This window comes from Algoriphagus sp. A40 (assembly GCF_002002735.1).
Classification (GTDB): Bacteria; Bacteroidota; Bacteroidia; order Cytophagales; family Cyclobacteriaceae; genus Algoriphagus.
This window is the reverse complement of record NZ_MUNY01000084.1, coordinates 1-17005: the sequence shown is the minus strand read 5'-3', so window position 1 is coordinate 17005 and position 17005 is coordinate 1. Positions and strand designations below refer to the sequence as shown.

Annotated in this window: 17 protein-coding genes; 10 read left to right on the top strand and 7 right to left on the bottom strand. The window is 43.8% G+C overall.

What is annotated here, in order from left to right; genetic code table 11:
* The first annotated feature begins 18 nt into the window (after positions 1-18).
* Complete coding sequence (locus tag B0E43_RS22175; RefSeq protein WP_077353602.1) at positions 19-2394, top strand: tetratricopeptide repeat protein; 2376 nt, start codon at positions 19-21, stop codon at positions 2392-2394.
* 144 nt (positions 2395-2538) lie between these two features.
* On the opposite strand, the gene B0E43_RS22170 is transcribed toward B0E43_RS22175, so the two are convergent.
* A complete protein-coding gene (locus B0E43_RS22170; RefSeq protein WP_077353641.1) occupies positions 2539-3213 on the bottom strand; it encodes an OmpA family protein in 675 nt (224 codons plus the stop codon).
* Positions 3214-3445: 232 nt separating this feature from the next.
* Between B0E43_RS22170 and B0E43_RS22165 the strand changes: the two genes are divergently transcribed.
* The 6 genes from B0E43_RS22165 to B0E43_RS22140 all read left to right on the top strand — a co-directional run bounded on the left by B0E43_RS22165 (position 3446) and on the right by B0E43_RS22140 (position 8369).
* Complete coding sequence (locus B0E43_RS22165; RefSeq protein ID WP_077353601.1) at positions 3446-4687, top strand: ectonucleotide pyrophosphatase/phosphodiesterase; 1242 nt, start codon at positions 3446-3448, stop codon at positions 4685-4687.
* 1 nt (position 4688) lies between these two features.
* Positions 4689-5087 (top strand): group III truncated hemoglobin, encoded by a 399-nt coding sequence (locus tag B0E43_RS22160; RefSeq protein WP_077353600.1) that lies wholly within the window; start codon positions 4689-4691, stop codon positions 5085-5087.
* Positions 5088-5232: 145 nt separating this feature from the next.
* Positions 5233-5994 (top strand): hypothetical protein, encoded by a 762-nt coding sequence (locus tag B0E43_RS22155; protein ID WP_077353599.1) that lies wholly within the window; start codon positions 5233-5235, stop codon positions 5992-5994.
* Positions 5995-6000: 6 nt separating this feature from the next.
* Positions 6001-7044: a hypothetical protein gene (locus B0E43_RS22150; protein ID WP_077353598.1), complete on the top strand. Its 1044-nt coding sequence runs from the start codon at positions 6001-6003 to the stop codon at positions 7042-7044.
* 354 nt (positions 7045-7398) lie between these two features.
* On the top strand, positions 7399-7644 hold the full coding sequence (locus tag B0E43_RS22145) for a hypothetical protein (RefSeq protein WP_077353597.1): 246 nt from the start codon (positions 7399-7401) through the stop codon (positions 7642-7644).
* 53 nt (positions 7645-7697) lie between these two features.
* The gene (locus B0E43_RS22140) at positions 7698-8369 is read left to right on the top strand and encodes a DUF1080 domain-containing protein (RefSeq protein WP_077353596.1); all 672 of its coding nucleotides are present in this window, start codon (positions 7698-7700) and stop codon (positions 8367-8369) included.
* Between the two features lie 38 nt (positions 8370-8407).
* Here the strand turns inward: B0E43_RS22140 and B0E43_RS22135 are convergent, their stop codons facing one another.
* From B0E43_RS22135 to B0E43_RS22100, 6 genes are all read right to left on the bottom strand, one after another.
* Complete coding sequence (locus tag B0E43_RS22135; RefSeq protein WP_077353595.1) at positions 8408-8863, bottom strand: RES family NAD+ phosphorylase; 456 nt, start codon at positions 8861-8863, stop codon at positions 8408-8410.
* 5 nt (positions 8864-8868) lie between these two features.
* Positions 8869-9330: an antitoxin Xre/MbcA/ParS toxin-binding domain-containing protein gene (locus tag B0E43_RS22130; RefSeq protein WP_077353594.1), complete on the bottom strand. Its 462-nt coding sequence runs from the start codon at positions 9328-9330 to the stop codon at positions 8869-8871.
* 108 nt (positions 9331-9438) lie between these two features.
* The gene (locus tag B0E43_RS22125) at positions 9439-12399 is read right to left on the bottom strand and encodes a DNA polymerase III subunit alpha (RefSeq protein WP_077353593.1); all 2961 of its coding nucleotides are present in this window, start codon (positions 12397-12399) and stop codon (positions 9439-9441) included.
* 694 nt (positions 12400-13093) lie between these two features.
* Positions 13094-13297: a hypothetical protein gene (locus B0E43_RS22110; protein ID WP_139352853.1), complete on the bottom strand. Its 204-nt coding sequence runs from the start codon at positions 13295-13297 to the stop codon at positions 13094-13096.
* A 94-nt stretch (positions 13298-13391) separates the two neighbouring features.
* Positions 13392-13619 carry a hypothetical protein gene (locus tag B0E43_RS22105; protein WP_077353590.1) on the bottom strand — a complete coding sequence of 76 codons (228 nt, stop codon included), beginning with the start codon at positions 13617-13619 and terminating at the stop codon, positions 13392-13394.
* A gap of 23 nt (positions 13620-13642) precedes the next feature.
* Complete coding sequence (locus tag B0E43_RS22100) at positions 13643-14197, bottom strand: hypothetical protein (protein WP_077353589.1); 555 nt, start codon at positions 14195-14197, stop codon at positions 13643-13645.
* Between the two features lie 335 nt (positions 14198-14532).
* Here B0E43_RS22100 and B0E43_RS22095 point away from each other — a divergent pair, with 335 nt between their 5' ends.
* The 3 genes from B0E43_RS22095 to B0E43_RS22085 are packed head-to-tail and all read left to right on the top strand — an operon-like array spanning position 14533 to position 16987.
* Positions 14533-15945, top strand: coding sequence for an anthranilate synthase component I family protein (locus B0E43_RS22095; protein WP_077353588.1), 1413 nt, complete (start codon positions 14533-14535; stop codon positions 15943-15945).
* Positions 15946-15979: 34 nt separating this feature from the next.
* A complete protein-coding gene (locus B0E43_RS22090; protein ID WP_077353587.1) occupies positions 15980-16375 on the top strand; it encodes a four helix bundle protein in 396 nt (131 codons plus the stop codon).
* A gap of 45 nt (positions 16376-16420) precedes the next feature.
* Positions 16421-16987: an aminodeoxychorismate/anthranilate synthase component II gene (locus tag B0E43_RS22085; protein WP_077353586.1), complete on the top strand. Its 567-nt coding sequence runs from the start codon at positions 16421-16423 to the stop codon at positions 16985-16987.
* Positions 16988-17005 lie beyond the last annotated feature (18 nt).

Sequence of the window (17005 nt, the reverse complement as noted above, 5' to 3'; positions counted from 1 at the left end):
TTCTAACGGATAGTCACCATGAAAATCAAATCCTGGATTTGGGTTTTGTCAATCGCTCTGTTTGGTACGCTGCTTTACCTTCAGTCAGTGGGATTTGAATATTCACTGGACGATGGAATTTATGCCAACAGTAACCGGGTGACCGTAAAAGGCCTGGAAAACTGGACAGAACTTTTCAAATACGGATCGATGAATTTCATCGAAATCAGCCCGACCAATACTGGGATTTACCGGCCTTTTACCCTCCTTACTTTCGCATTGGAAAACGAGCTTGTGGGCAAATTTGATCCGGCGGTAAGTCATTCAATAAATTTGATACTGTATTTCGGAGTTTTATTGGTACTTGGATTTTTCCTCGCCAGTCTTGGAAAAAAGATAAAACTGCCATGGTGGTTCACTGCCTTGGTTTTGTTGCTTTTTGCTGTGCATCCTCTTCACGTGGAAGTGGTTGCCTCCGCCAAAAGCAGAGATACGCTGCTCTCCGCCTTGTTTGCCTTTGGCGCAATCGGAATCTGGTGGAAAAATCAGCCCAAGCTGAAAACCATTGATTGGATCCTGGTCCTTGTCCTTTATTTTCTATCTCTAGTTTCCAAAGAAGAAAGCATTCCTTTGATCGCCTTGGTGGGCTTGTTAGCCTATTTTTTTCTGGGTCAAAAACCGCTACAATCGACAGTTTCGGCACTTCCTTTCGCAGGTGTTGCACTCATTTACCTGATTATCAGGAGCTCCATTTTGGATAAAGTCAAGACCATTTATGACTCTTATATCAATAGTGTCATGTATCTCGCTGATGGATCAGAGTGGATTTCGACCAACCTGTACATCTATCTCCAATACATCAAGCTGCTCTTTTTCCCACATCCGCTTTCTTGGGATTATTCTTTTAGCCAGTTGACTGTTCAGGATTTTTCCAATCCTGTTGTTTGGTTGAGTTTGTTGTTTTTCGGCGGATTAGTATATCTGGCGATCAGGGGATTCAGGGAGAGGAACTTACTGAGTTTCGGTTTGATTTTCTTTTTCGCTTCGTTTTCAATTTTCGCCAATCTCGTTCCTTCATTGACAATCGGTTCAAATCTAGGAGAGCGATTTATGTTTGTCCCTTCTCTTGCTTTTGCTCTGGTGGTAGTCTACCTCCTTTTCCGGTTGGGAGAAAAATATTTCCCCCGAAAAACCTATCTCCTTCCGGTATTGGTTTTGGCTCCGGTTTTGGCTGGATTTACATGGAAAACCATAGACCGGGCACAGGTATGGGAAAGCAACCTAACGATCACGAGGAATGATATCAAAAGTGCTCCAAATAGCTGGAGAACGCATACCTTTTATGCAGAGGAGCTCCGAAAGTTGGCTTCTGAAGTAAAGAAAGACCATCCTGATTCAGCCCGCGGTTTTTATGTTGAGGCCAAAAAGGAGTATGAAATTATGCTGGGAATATTGGGCAAGGACCTTCCGGTATCCCAATACCTGAGTACCTATGCGGAGGTGTTGATCAATCTTGGAGACAGCACCCAGGCGGTAGCCGTGTTGGAGGAAAACATCAAACGGAATCCAAAGGCATTTTACCCGCTCTTTCAGTTGGGTAGGTTTGCCTATGATCGAAATGATTTTGAACAAGCGGAAATTTACTACCAGCAAGCCCTGAATGCACAATCCCCCGATTTTGGCTCGACTTTTCGAAATCTGGGCCTTACCTACAACAAGTTGGGTGAAAAAGAAAAGGCAGTAGTCAATCTGGAAAAGTCCCTGGAATATTGGGATGTACCGGAGATCAGGCGTGCATTGGGGTTCATCTACTCAGAACTCGGACGGCCAGCAAAAGCAGCAGAATACCTTGCTGGTGAAGAAGGCACCAGCCCGGAGGAAGTCCTTTTTATCAACTCAGTGCTGAAAGGAAATGAGGCATTGGCAAAAAATGACTTTCGGACGGCATTGACAGAATATCAAAAGCTGGAGCCTATTTTTGATCAGGTGGATGGTAAAACCAAGTTTCCAAGTTTCTATGCAGCCTATGCCAAAGCACTTCTGGAAACGGGAGACACGCTGAAAGCAAAATTAAATTTTCAGACTGCTGTCAACGATATGAAGTCTGTTGATCCTGTGGTATTTACCAATTTGGGAACTATTTCGTTTATGAAAGACCGGAATTTTGCACAGGCAGAGCGGTATTTTCAGGAGGCAATTGACCATGGCCATCAAGATAAATTTACTGCTTATTCCAACCTGGGAATGGCCCAGATTTCCCAAAGGAAAGAATCAGCTGCTGCTCAAACTTTCGAAAAAGCACTCGAATATGGGACAAGTAAACCTGTCCTCGGGAATTTGCATCTGATTTACAAGTCTTTGGGAAATACCGAAAAAGCAAATTATTACCTGGAACAGCTATCAAGTACCAATTGATTAAAGTGGTGAAGACTCTAATTTTTGAAAGGGTGTGGAATAACCCTTTCAAATTGATTAAATAAGAAAAATGGCTTTCAGATCTTTGAAAGCCATTTTTTCTTTTAATATAGTTTGTAAATAAACTGGAGTTTGAATCGGTTTTTATTCGCCCAATTCTCCTCTTTTTGCCATTTTTTGCATTTTCTTATTGGCATAGATCGCTACTTCTACCCGACGGTTTTCGGCTCTTCCTGTTTCAGTTTCATTGGTTTGTACCGGAAGTGACTCTCCGAGTCCCTGGCTGTCCAATCTTTCCGAAGCTACTCCCTGATTTGCCAAAAATGTTTCCACTGTGGAAGCCCTTTCCACAGAAAGGTTGAGGTTGTATGGTTCTTCTCCTTTATCATCAGTATGCCCCTCGACGAGGATATTCGTGTCAGGGTATTTGTTAAGGGTCTTAGCCAAATCCTGAAGATTGCTTTGAGAATTGGCATTGAGGGATGATTCATCAAATCCGAATAAAATGCCAGATTCAAAGGTGATTTTGATCCCTTCTCCCACACGTTCCACTTTTGCGCCTTTGAGATCTCTTTGGAGTTCTTCTGCCTGCTTATCCATTTCATTTCCAATCAATGCCCCGGCTGATCCCCCGATGGCTGCTCCAATGATAATTCCCGTTGCGGTATTATTTTTTCCTGCCAGCAATCCGCCGATTACACCACCTGCTGTACCACCGATAGCACCGCCTTTTACAGCATTACTGGTTTTACAACTCAGCGTGGCGATTGAAAGTACTGTAACTAATAATAGGCTTAAAATTTTCGAGTTTGTTTTCATAATTTTCATCGTTTCCTGCTTTGTTCAATTTGGGTTTCATTTCAACGATTACTGAACCAAGTCAAATTTCCGACCAGTAGGATTAGGAGTCAATGGCCTGCATTTTCCTGTAAAAACTGGGGAAAAATGGCCCCGATCATCGATGGATTCCCCAAATTGCGTAGGGTAATCTCAAAACTCAAGGTTAAGGTTGGTTAGCTGGTAATCGCAAGGTATTTTTGAAAAAAAAGCCATGTATCGAACCTTGCTTTTAGTACTGGTTGGTTTTTTCAGTCAAACTTTAATTTTTGGACAGGAGAAAGAACCGATTGTAATCCTGATCTCCTTGGACGGATTTCGTTACGATTATGTGGAGCGGTTTCAACCCGAAAATCTCACCCGGTTTATTGCAGAAGGGACTGCGGCCGAAGGGCTTATTCCTTCATTTCCTTCTAAGACGTTTCCAAATCACTACTCCATCGCTACGGGATTGCTGCCAGAGCATCATGGACTGGTGGACAATTCCTTTTATGAACCTTTCAAGGATCAGGTGTACATCATGGGTAAAAGGGAAATCGTACAGGATGGCTATTGGTATGGAGGCAAACCGATTTGGGTATTGGCCGAAGAAAATAACCTGAAAGCTACCAGTTATTTTTTCGTGGGTTCGGAGGCTCCAGTCCAGGGAGTTAGGCCAAGCGAATATTTTGACTATGACGGCAAAGTGCCCAACCTCACCCGGATTTCGAAGGTTTTTGATTGGCTGACCTTGCCGGATACCCAGAGACCGAGGCTGATCACGCTCTATTTCTCTGATATGGATGATGTCGGACATACCTTTGGTCCTGAAAATGACGAAAAGCTAAAGGAAAGGCTGACTAAGCTCGATCACGAATTGGGAGCACTTTTCGAAGGTTTGAAAAGTTTTGATCTACCGATTACCGTCATTTTGGTGTCAGATCACGGGATGATAAATGTATCAAGAGATAAACTGATTAATCTGGATATGTTGACTGAAGGCATCAAAGCGAGGGTTGTAAATAACGGCGCTCTTGCTCATGTGCATTTGGAGAACCCTGATGAAAAGGCTCAGGCCATTGGACTGATCAAATCCCGAAGGGGGAATATCACTGTGGACGATCTCAGCGGGAATGAGAATTATTCCGATATCACACGTTATCCGCAACGGATCGGGGATTTTCTGATAATTCCTGAGAAGGGCTTTTACCTGGCTGATGCCCAGGGAATGATGCGATACCAAAACCGAAGTGCTATGCTCAAAACGGAGGTTTTTGGAGAGCATGGACTAAGTCCCAAGTACAAAGAAATGTGGGGGATTTTTTATGCGAAGGGACCAAGAATTAAATCTGGAAACAGGATTGAGCCATTTCAAAACATCCATATTTACCCTTTGATCTGTCAGCTTCTGAGATTGCCAATTCCGGAAGGAATTGACGGAAAAAAAGAAGTATTAGAACCGGTTTTACTCCATTGAAATGATAAAATCTCCGATTCATAGCCGCCAAGAGGTGGATTTCCTTGTGAGGCGATTTTATGACAGGATCAGAGTGCATCCGACTTTGGGTCCGATATTCAATAGTGTAGTGGAAGATTGGGAAACCCACCTGATTCACCTTTCGGATTTTTGGGAAATGGTTCTGCTACAAAGCGGGCCGGGGGCAGGAAAATTTAACCCCACGAAAGTTCACAGAGAAGTAGATTCCGCTGTAGACAACACGATCGAGCAGGCACATTTTGGGAATTGGCTGGAGCTATGGTTTACGACCATAGATGAATATTTTGAAGGTGAAGTGGCAGAGTATGCTAAAGAACACGCCCGCAGGATGGCTCACATGCTGTTCATGAGGATTTGGGAAGCAAGACCTAAGGCTTGAAGAGGTTACCGGATTTCAGGAATTAATCCATTTGCGAGTCCAGGTATATTAAAATCCCATTTTCCATAGAAAACCAACAGTTTATTTTGGAAAAACAGTATTTTCAGTAATTGGTTTTTCATTTTTCCAATATTTCGATAGACAAATGGACAAATACCTATCTATCATTAACATGAGGACGCTTTGGGTCTCCGGGATTTCCCTGATCTGTGGATTATTGGTTTACCAGTTTAATTTCACCTATGACCTGGATTTGACATTGATCAGCATAGCCATTGTTTTTCCTTTGGTTTTCACTATCAGAAGTGCATTCAAAAGAAGGGACAAAGCCCTGGAGTACCTTTCAAGGTTTAGGTCTGGTTTGGTCTCTGCGGATTTTGCTTTTTTGGCTCTTAAAAAGTTTGAATTAGAAGAAAAAAGCCTGATTCACCGATATATAGTGACCACTTCGGAACAATTGATGGAATTTTTGGGAAAACCCTCAGGGGATTTAGAATCTGTCAGAAATTCCGCCGCCAAAATCAACCAATTCATTGTCGATAATTCTAAAAAAATAAAATCCTCAAACAGGCTAAAAATCAATAATATGCTGTTGGATGTACACTTGGGATTGGAAACAGTGGCAGCCATCAAGCAATACCATACACCGCATTCCCTCAGGGCGTATTGTTTGATATTTATCTACTTATATCCCCTGATTTGTATTCCTGCGATTTATTACAAACTTCAACAGGGAATTCACGAGGGCAATCTTTTTCTCCTTCTTTTCCTTTCGGTGATTTCCTCTTTTATTTTAATTTCTTTATTCAATGTTCAGGAGCAACTTGAAAACCCATTTGATTCCAAAGGTTTGGATGACATTCAGACCGAATCATTTGGGTTCAATGGTTTTGCTTCCAAAATCTAGGATCCTATGAAAAAGCAACTGTATCTGTTTTCTTTTATTTTGGCTATGGCCTTGGGCTATTCCTTGCAGGGCTTTTCTCAGGGAGGATTGTTTGAGACTAAAGAGCCGCTTCACATTGAATTGGAGTTTTCCGTAAAGCAACTCAAAGCTGAGACCGACGATTCCACCTTTATATCTTCCCAAATGATCTTTGAATCTTCTCCCGGACAAAAAGACACTCTGGAAATAGAGATCCGGACAAGGGGGAATTTCAGATTGGACAATTGCTATTATCCTCCTATGCGGGTCAAAATGAAGAAAAAGGATGTGGAGAATACAGTTTTTCAGGGAGACCGAAGCTTGAAACTTGTTCTGCCATGCTCAAAGGCCAAAACTGCCGACAATTTCCTGGGAAAAGAATACTTGGCTTATCAGCTTTACGAGGACATTACGGAATATACATTCCGTACCCGGGTGCTTAGGGTTAAGTTTATCAATTCAGATGACAAAAAGGGGGAAACAGTTGAATTACTGGGTTTTTTCATAGAAGATGATGATGAAGTTGCGGATAGGTTTGATGGGGAAATTCTGGATGATAAAAAGATAATTCCTACTCTGATGGAAGATACAGCGACTGTCCGACATGATTTTTTTCAGTTGATGATCGGTAATACAGATTGGTCTGGGTTATTTCAGCACAATGAAAAAGTCCTCAAGTTGGACGATAAAACCATTGTGCCCTTGGCCTATGATTTTGATATGACCGGGCTCGTAAATCCGCCTTATGCCCAGGTAAATAACAATATCGGGATTGAACGAGTTACAGATCGACTTTATAGGGGGTTTTGCAGAGATCCACAGCTGATGCAGGCGATCCGTGCCGAGATTTTGGCAAAGGAGAGTCGGATTTTTGAAACGGTGGAAAAGAACAAGGTCTATTTTTCAGAGCCCGACGAAAAAGCATGTCGGAATTACCTCAAGGATTTCTTTGACATCTTGAAGTCAGATGGAATGTTTGAGCAGAAAGTGCTCAACGCTTGTAGGACAAATACAGCATCACAGACTTTCTAGAAAGTTTTTAGCATTTTTTACTAAATACCAAACACCATTCTTGAGTTTTTGCAAAGGATCATAAAGCTAGAGCTCCTAGCCGGGAAATTTGTGAATTTCACTAAAATGGAATCCATCAAGTCCAAGTGCCAATTCTAGTTTTGGATGTACTTGTCCTAACTTCCTGCATGCTTCTGATAGTAAACAGGAATAGAAATTAAGGGTGATTTTTTGACCAACTTATTTTTCATAAAGCAACTGCTAAGAAAAGGAGTCGACTCCTTTTAGTTCAGATTTTTATCATTCATTTTTTTATCTTTTCTTTTTACAGCCAAATTTTCTCCGATATCCGCCACCCCAACCAAAGCCAAAACTATGAAAGGGATAATCAAAAAATCGAAAATTATGATCTCGGTCTTTCGGGAATTTGGAATTCCGATCACCGGCACCAAGAAATTCAGACAATTTTATTCAGATATTCCGGTGGATAAAATTTACGTGGAAGGGATATTGTTTGAGCTGGAATGCAGGCTGGGAGTCACCTTGGAAGACAGTGTGAACGAGCAGATCCATTCGCCACTGGACGTGATCATGGCTTTCAAAGCCAAAGCATTGGCATAATTTTCATTTGGGCTAGAAAAACTTTTCGGTAGATTGGGTAGAATAATATCCCAATGAAAAACCTCCTTGCAATTCTCGCGCTCTTTTTAGGTATCACTGCTACCGCTCATTCCCAAGTTTCTCTATTTGACGGCAAAAGTCTTGCAGGTTGGTACATGGATGTGCCTGACCTCCAAAAAGACAGCAGTCTCAGAAAACCTTTTGTGGTCCGTGAGGGTCTTTTGGTCAGTTTAGGTACTCCCGGCGGACATTTGATTTCGGAGAAAAGTTATGAAAACTACATCCTCGAGTTCAATTACCGATTTGTCGGTGAGCCCGGAAACTGCGGAGTACTGGTTCATGCATCCACGCCAAGAGCACTCTATGACATGTTTCCAAAATCCATTGAAGTTCAAATGATGCACAGTAATGCCGGGGATTTTTGGTGCATACAGGAAAATATTCAAGTCGATGACATGGAGAAACGGCGAGGACCTAAGGAAAACTGGGGAGTATCCGAAGGCAAAGAGCGAAGAGTTAAAAACCTGACAGATGACTCTGAAAAGCCCCTTGGCGAATGGAACCAGATGAAAATTAAGTGCGAAGGAGACCGGGTTACTGTCTGGATAAATGGAGACTTGGTCAATGATGGCTATGGAGCTACTGCTCAAAAAGGTCAAATTGCGCTACAAGCCGAAGGTGCTGAAGTGGAGTTTAAGGATATTGTTTTGAGTGCCTTGAAATAGAGATGTATTTCATTTTTATCTTCCCAAAATTTGAAGTATTACCTTAATATCCGCTTGTCCAGCTCAAGGGGGTAGATTTTTGATACTATTTGGGAAAAATTTTCAGATAGGGGGTTGATCACGTAATTCAACGAGCTGGGATCCACTACAGAAGGAACCGCAAAGCAAAGAAGGCCTGACTTCAATAATTCACTGCCATACTCCATAGTGGCTTTGATTGCCGGAATTTGATTCCAGTCCAGAGGTAGCTCTTCTATTTTTGGGACGAAAACCAGTTGGTCAGGTACAGTGATTTCCATGACAGAATAGCGCACATATCGCTCCGAGGAAAGCAATTCAGGATCGATAGTCAACCTCTCCAGCAAAGAAGCCGAAATACTTGCTCCGGCATAGATCGCAGGAGTGCCGGGGAGATTCCATCTGCCTCCATAGATTTTCGCTCCTTCACCACTGGTGTCACAGTATGGAGTCAGTGCAAGTCTGTAGACTTTCATTTGGGTCAGATCGCGATCCCGTGCTGTAGTCGCATAATCTCTGCTTTGAGGAGGTCAAGACCTGCTGAGACATCGATCAGGTCAAGGGGCTTGCGATTACCAAGAGAAAAAAGCGGGCGCTCCATCCATCGGCGGAAGCCTTCTCGTCCAAAGTAATTGGTGCCAAGCGCATAAAGCTCGGCTAATTCATAGAGCTTTTCGGACTGGCCCGTGTCAAAAACATCCTTGCGCTGCAGGGTCTTTGCAGAGACACCCAAAGCATCAGCAAGTGTATTGTAATCTAGGCCCGAAAGCTCCTTGAAGCTCTCAAATGAGCTTTTGCCGAGACCATTGCGAAAAGTGTCCACCCGACTGAGCGGCTCATCAAGCCAGTTAATATCTACTCTCAGGATATCCTGAACTGATAAATGGGCCTTTTGATAGACTGCCACTGCAGGCTCGCTGACTGTTGAGATTTTCTTTGCCATGACTAATTTCGGTAATTTGTCTCTTAAGATAATGTAATTTGTCTGAAACGGATGTTTTTCACTCAGATTTTTTCTAAAAATATTCGCCTTTGAGTAAGAGGAAATCGGTTAGTCAGCCGCATTCCAATATTCCATACGCTCGCATCGGGTGGCTTCGATAGAGTAGAAGCCGAATTCCTCAGTCACTTTTCCCTCGATCCGGTAGATTGCCCGGCCCTTGAAGGGATATTTTTTGACTGTGGGAGGAAAGTGTACCGTATCGATCCAGTCTCCGTCCCGGTCCAAAAAAGTACCGAAGTTCATCACCTCACCCTTCACCGTACGGGTGTATTTGACCGTGACCAAGTAGCCTACAATCATGACCACTTTGCCCAGATAGCTCTTCAGATCCTTGGCTCTGATACCTTGAATACTTTGATCCTTGACCAAGTGAAAAGGAGAATCCAGCGGAAACTCCAGAATATCGATCTGATCGACGATCTCCTGTCGGATGTCCAGCGGTTCAAGTACTGGGATTTCCGGTTGGCGCTTGCCAAAAGAGATACCGCCAGAGCGGAAAAGCTCATAGGTGCTCGGCACAGTTTTTCGCTTGTTGAGGATAAAATGCGCCTCCCAGAGGAGCTCCTGCTTGGTTTTTCCCGTAAAGCGAAAGCAGGTAATCCGGATCAGAATCAGCAGTTGTTCCAGACTGATATCTACCCGGGCGATGAAGTCGACCAAGCCCAGAAAAAGGCCATTTGCACGGCGTTCCAACAGGATTTTTTCTGTCGTGGTTTTTTCCAAAAACTTCATGTGAATAAAGCCCAGAAAGACGGTTTTGCCGGTGATTCTGGTGAGGTATTCGCCTTCGTTGATATGTGGTGCCTGAATGTCCGCCCCGTTCATTCGGAGTTCATGAATGTAGAACTCGGTGTGATAAAATCCTCCGAAATTATTGACCACACCGACCATAAACTCCAGGGGAAAGTAGGCCTTGAGGTACAGGCTTTGGTAGCTCTCCACGGCAAAGGAAGCCGAGTGGCCCTTGGCAAAAGAGTATCCAGCAAAGCTCTCAATCTGGTGCCAGACTTCTGCGGCTACTTTGTCCTCGCGGCCCAGTGCTTTGCAGTTGCTGAAAAACTTTTCCCGAATCCGCTGAAATTCATCTTTTGATCTCGATTTCCCGCTCATTCCTCTTCGCAGTACATCAGCTTCCCCCAGGCTCAGCCCGGCAAAGTAGTGGGCCACTTTGATCACATCCTCCTGATAGACCATGATGCCGTAGGTTTCGGGCATGATGTCGGCCAGGACTGGGTGAGCCATTTTTCGGCGGTTTTCATCGATATGGCGGAGAATGTACTCCCGCATCATCCCGGATCGGGCTACCCCTGGTCGAATGATCGAACTCGCTGCCACCAGCTCCAGGTATTCGTCAGCTTTCATTTTTGCCAAAAGCATCCGCATAGCAGGAGATTCCACGTAGAAGGCACCGATGGTGTGTCCGGTGCGGAGGTGTTCTTTGATTTTTGGATCATTTTTGAATTTTTCAACTTCCCTGATATCCACTTTCACACCTTGATTTTGGTAGATGATCTCCAGGCTTGACTTGATGTGGCCGAGGCCCCGCTGACTCAGGATGTCAAACTTATGCAGGCCGATGTCCTCTGCTGTGTGCATGTCGATGTGAGCGAGGGGAAAGCCCTTCGGCGGCATCTCCGTGGCTGTGTAGTAGTGAATGGGTTTATGGGAAATCAGGATTCCGCAGGCGTGGATGGTGAGATGGGAAGGCATATCATGCAGTGCCTGGCTGTATTTGATGATCAGTTTGCCGTACTGATCGGCTTCGTAGCCGGGCTTGTCCGCATAGTGGATCAGGGATTCAATGTCTGTTTTGGGAAGGCCGAAGACTTTTCCAAGTTCCCGGAAGACTGAATTGTACTGGAAGGTGCTGTAGGAACCCAAAAGTGCTACATGCTCTGATTTGCCCTGATTGTATTTCCGGAAGATGTAATCCGTGACCTCGTCCCGATCCGTCCAGCTGAAGTCGATGTCAAAATCGGGGGGATTTTCACGATACAGATTAATGAAGCGCTCGAAATAGAGATCCAGCTCGATTGGGTCCACATCCGTGATGCCGAGGCAATAGGCGACGATGCTGTTGGCGCCGGAGCCGCGCCCCACATGGTAGAAGTTGCGCTGTTGCGCAAAAGTGATGATGTCGTAGTTGATCAGGAAGTAGGACACAAAGCCTTTTTGCTGGATAAGTTCGAGTTCCTTGTCGATTCGCTGGGAGATTTTGGAGCTGAGTTTGGGATAGCGGTGGAGGGCACCTTTGAATGTCTCCTGCCGGAGAAAGTCGAAATCCTCCCAGTCCGAGCCGAGAATATCCCGGCGGTTTTTGACCGCCTGGAAGTAAAAGGAAAACTGGCACTGCTCTAGCAGTTTTTGGGCATTGACGAGCAGGTAGCTGTGGCTTTCGCAGCGGGCGACCAGGTCAGGGTAGGAGTAGAGTTGATCTGTGGGATCGGCCTGTTCTTCTTTTGGGAGTTTGCTCAGCAGGGTGTTCAGATCCATGCTTCGCAAAAGCCGATGGGAATTAAACTGGACTTTGGAAGCAAAAGTCGCGGGCTGGAGAAGCACGAGTTTTTCCTTGCGCCGATACCAGGGCGAAATTAGCAGCTTGTTGAGCTGTGCGGGGTGGACTCCGATGTATTCATTTTCCCGCAGGGGAAAAACCTGCTCCGAAAAAGGATATATGATGAAGCTGTTGGAGAAAGCTGGGGCTTTGGTTTTGAATTCCTTTTTTTGAATCAAATGCTCGGAGAGATGTTGGTTGAGCTCGAAAAAACCCTCCTGATTTCGGGCCAGGCCGATGTACTGCCGCCGCATGCCGTTTCGGAAATCGATGCCAACTATAGGATGGATTCCGGTCGTCTGTGCAGCACGAATAAAGGGAAAGATCCCCGCTGTGCAGTTGATATCGGTGAGGGCGAGGGAGTTGAGCTTTTTGCTTTTTGCCTCAGCGATCAGCGCTTCCACAGACATCGTCCCGTATTTGAAGCTGAAGTGGGAATGGCAGTTGAGAAACATTTTTGATTTACGAATTACGGTTGACGAGGTGCAGGGAATCCTTTGAGGTTTTGAAAACCTCGAAGGTTTAGATTTGATCGGATAATAAATCCTATGATAGAACCACGGAATTCCAAATTCCGAGGAGTGGACTCTCCAGACTTGATCGATGTAAATGCTGTTTCTGGAGAAGCAGCATAGCGGAAGAGTTTTCCCAAAGTTTCAAACTTTTGGAAAGTTGGCACCATATCAAAATGTCAATTATTTTAACATTTTGATGTTGATAAATTAAACAAAAGGATTCGAATCAAGTCAAGGATTGACTGATTTTTGGAGGGAGTGTTGCGAAGTGTGGATTGCTTGCTGAGTAAAAAAATGGGTGAGACCAAAAAAACTCAGATGGAATCAAGAAGGGATTTAATGTAGGCGTCAGTAACAGCTTCTCTTTCAGACTTGTCATAAATCGAAAGGAGGTAAACACTGTCCTCACTGATTACAAAATTGGTGATTACTCTAGCTCCGCCAGATCTCCCCTTACCTTTACTTTTGATAGCTAATCTGACTTTGTAACAGTATTTAAAAAGGTGAACTCCTTGAGTTGGATCAGATGAAAGGCTTTCAGCTAACTTTAACAAATCATCTTTGATCGAGGGGTACTATTTGGCAAGTTGCTTAAGTTCCTTATCAAATTCAGGTAAGGTTTTGACCTGATAGGTCATAGCTCACTGAGAAGGTTTTTTATATCCCTAGCCTTTATTTTTCCAGCCTTAGCATCCAGCATTTCTTTATATCCCTGAGCAACACTTTTTGCAATTCGTATTGATTCCTCATCTGCTTCGGATGTGGTAAATTTCACTTTCAGAGCCTGGAGAATAGCTTTAATGGTTTTTGATTCTTCTTTGTCTTTGGTTTCTATCAAGATCGTTTCCATGAATTAAATATAAATCATTATAGAACAGGTAGTCAATTTTTTCCAATTCAAATAAAATTTTGGATCGAGGGTGGTCGCTATTTTAAGCCTTCGCCAACGTCAGCTGAAACTCCAGCGCACTGCAAGGCTTGAACTCATCCACTTGTAGGTCTTCAAAAATCTCTTCGTCAAATTCCATGTCGGTCTTTTCGATCTTGCCATCTGGATGGACGATCAGCTCGACTCCGGTGAAATCCGTCGGATTAACCATGACCAAAACCTGATAATCGTCAAAAATTCGTTTGAAATACTGAGAAATTGCCTTGGCCATATTTTTTTCGATAAAGCTACCAATCAGGGGTTGTAATTGTAAGTGGTGGCAGGAGCAAAATAGTAAATCACGTCTGATGGAGGTTTTTGGGTAGTTTTGATTTGATCAAAAACGTAAAAGGCCTGGGTGAGAAAATCCAGCTCATTCAGCGTCGAGACCGGACTGATTCCAAAGTTTTCAACACGGAAAAGAGGCCCATAGGGACCTGTAATCTCATAGCCATTTGGACTGCGTTTTCTTTTCACATTGAATTTTTCTCCGCTGACGAATTCAAACCTTGCCGAGCCCCAAAAATAGTTTCCCCTTCCTCTGGCTACCACCAGTTTGGACTGCTGGTCGATGATTCTTGCATTTTTGATAATCGCATTGTCTTTGTGGAAAAACAGGCGAAAAACCCGGTCTTCTTTCTGTAAATCAGCATATTGAAATCCCGGATCGATGCTCATCACGGCATCATTGGAATCACCCGAGACGAATTTTACTTCATGCATAGGGGAGGTCCAGTTGCTCGTTTGTTGCGCCTTTACCACGAATGCACCTGCCAAAAAGAGAGACAAAAAAAGAATGGATTTTTTCATAGATGATCTTGGTCAAATTTGAAATTCAAAACGAACAAATTGGTCCCTGGGTTTTGCTTGATATTTTGCAGGACAGGTCCCATTTTATTACTGATTTCACAGGGAAAATTATTTTTTTTTGAAAAAACTTAAAAGATGCTTTGCTAATTCCGATCCCTTTCTAAATTTGCCCTTGTCTTATGAAAACAATCGCAAACAAATACTGGTGGTGGCATTCTACATCTTTCCTTGGGAAAGCTCAGAAAGCCGTTGCCTGAAATTTTGCGCAACAACATAGTAAAAGGCTTACTGGATTTCCCGGTAAGCCTTTTTTCATGCAAAAAAATCAACCCTGAATGAGCCACGTCAAATTTCCGATTCTAACTACTTACCGCAAGCGACTGGCGGATACCATTACTCCGGTGAGTATTTACCTCCAGATCAGAGACCGCTTTGCCAATCCGATCCTGCTGGAAAGCTCCGATTACCACGGCCAGGAAAACAGCTATTCCTTTATTTGTTTCAATCCTTTGGCGACCTTCAGTTTCAATGCCGGCAAAGTGCAGGAAAAGCTCCCGACAGGTGAAGTTTTGGAATACGAAGTGACCGCCAAAAAGCGTTTGATGGATTGTCTTAGGGCATTTGGGAATAAATTTGACCCCACTCCGGACAAGTTCAAGTTCAGCACCAACGGGCTTTTTGGATACATCCAGTACGATACGCTGGCGTATTTTGAGGACATTCAACTCCAAAATTCACAGCCTGACGAAACTCCCATGATGCAGTACTCTATGTACCAAAACATCATCGTGGTCGATCATTACAAAAACGAACTGCACCTGTTTGAGCATCGGGTGGCCGGAGCAGAAAATCCGGAGTACATGCAGGAAATCGAGACCTTGCTCAACAACAAGAACATCCCGGCCTACTCCTTCAAAAAAATCGGCGAAGAAGTCTCCAATTACACTGACGAACAGTTTTTGAAAATCCTAAACCAGGGTCGGGAGCATTGCTTCCGTGGGGATGTTTTCCAGATCGTGCTTTCCAGGCGCTTTACCACCGAGTTTAAAGGTGACGAATTCAATGTCTATCGGGCCCTACGGTCAGTCAATCCTTCTCCCTACCTTTTTTATTTTGATTACGGTTCCTTCAAGGTTTTTGGCAGCTCGCCCGAAGCTCAGATTGTGGTGAAAAATCGGACAGCAACCATATTTCCAATTGCGGGGACTTTTCGCCGGACGGGAAATGACGCTGATGATGCCGAATTGGCCAGAAAGCTCTACGACGATCCCAAGGAAAACTCCGAGCATGTGATGCTCGTGGACCTGGCACGAAATGACCTCTCCCGATCTTCCAACACAGTAAATGTGGATGTGTTCAAGGAGATTCAATATTATTCCCATGTGATCCACCTGGTGTCCAAGGTGACAGGGCAGCTTCCGGATGGAGCAAACCCACTTCAACTTGTTGCCGATACTTTTCCGGCTGGGACTCTCTCCGGTGCGCCAAAATACCGGGCGATGCAGCTGATAGACGAACTGGAAAATACGAGCCGTCAATTCTACGGAGGAGCGATCGGATACTTGGGATTCAATGGAGATTTCAATCACGCCATCCTGATCAGGTCTTTTGTGTCAGAAAACAATCAGCTTCGCTTCCAAGCCGGTGCGGGAGTAGTAGCAAAATCCTCCATTCCTTCTGAATTGCAGGAAGTAGCAAACAAATTAGAGGCTTTAAGAGTGGCATTACGGGCCGCTGAAAATATCTAATTGAAAAATTGGAAGGTTTTAAAATTGAAAAATTATGGCAAAAGTTGATCGTTTTGAAGATTTAAAAGTTTGGCAGCATGCTATTGAAATTGGTTTGAAGATTTATCATTTGGTAGATCAAAACCAGGTCTCGAAAGATTATCGGGCCAAGGATCAGCTTATTGGTGCCGCCATTTCAATATCAAACAATATTGCCGAGGGATTTGAATACAACAGCACTCGCCAGTTTATCCGATATCTAGCTATTGCCAAAGGTTCTGCCGGTGAATTACGAAGCCAACTTTATCTATTGCTAAAAGCTGAAAGAATCAGTCAATCCGAATATGAAATCCTCTATGGGGAGTTGATCCAAATCTCCAGTGAGATTAAGGGTTTTATAAAATATCTAAATGAATTTGAAAAGAAGAAAAGAGGTGAAAATAATGCCTAATCAATTTTCAAATTTTCAAATTTTTCAATATTACAATCTATTAACATGAAAATCCTAGTCTTAGATAATTACGACTCGTTCACCTACAACCTGGTTTACATCGTCAGACAATTAGGTTTTGGGAATTCAATGGATGTTTTTCGTAACGATAAGATTTCATTGGAAGACGTCGCTCAATACGATAAAATCCTGCTTTCTCCGGGACCTGGAGTTCCTTCCGAAGCCGGTATTATGCCGGAACTGCTGAAAAAATACTCAGCGACCAAGTCAATTCTCGGTGTTTGTCTTGGCCATCAGGCCATTGGAGAAGCATTTGGTGGAGATCTCATTAATCTCTCTGAAGTACTTCATGGGGTCGCTTCCAAAGTTACTGTTCAAAAAGACTTGCTTTTCGAAGATATCCCCGATACATTCAGTATTGGAAGATATCATTCCTGGGTCATTGACGAATCCACCCTTTCGCCTGATCTTGAAGTGATTGCCAGAACTCCGGACCAACAGATCATGGCCGTGCGCCACAAGGAGTATGATGTAAGGGGTGTTCAATTTCATCCCGAAAGCATTCTGACTGAAAATGGTGTCAAAATCATGAAAAACTGGTTAGAATCCTGATCCAAGAGACCCTTAACC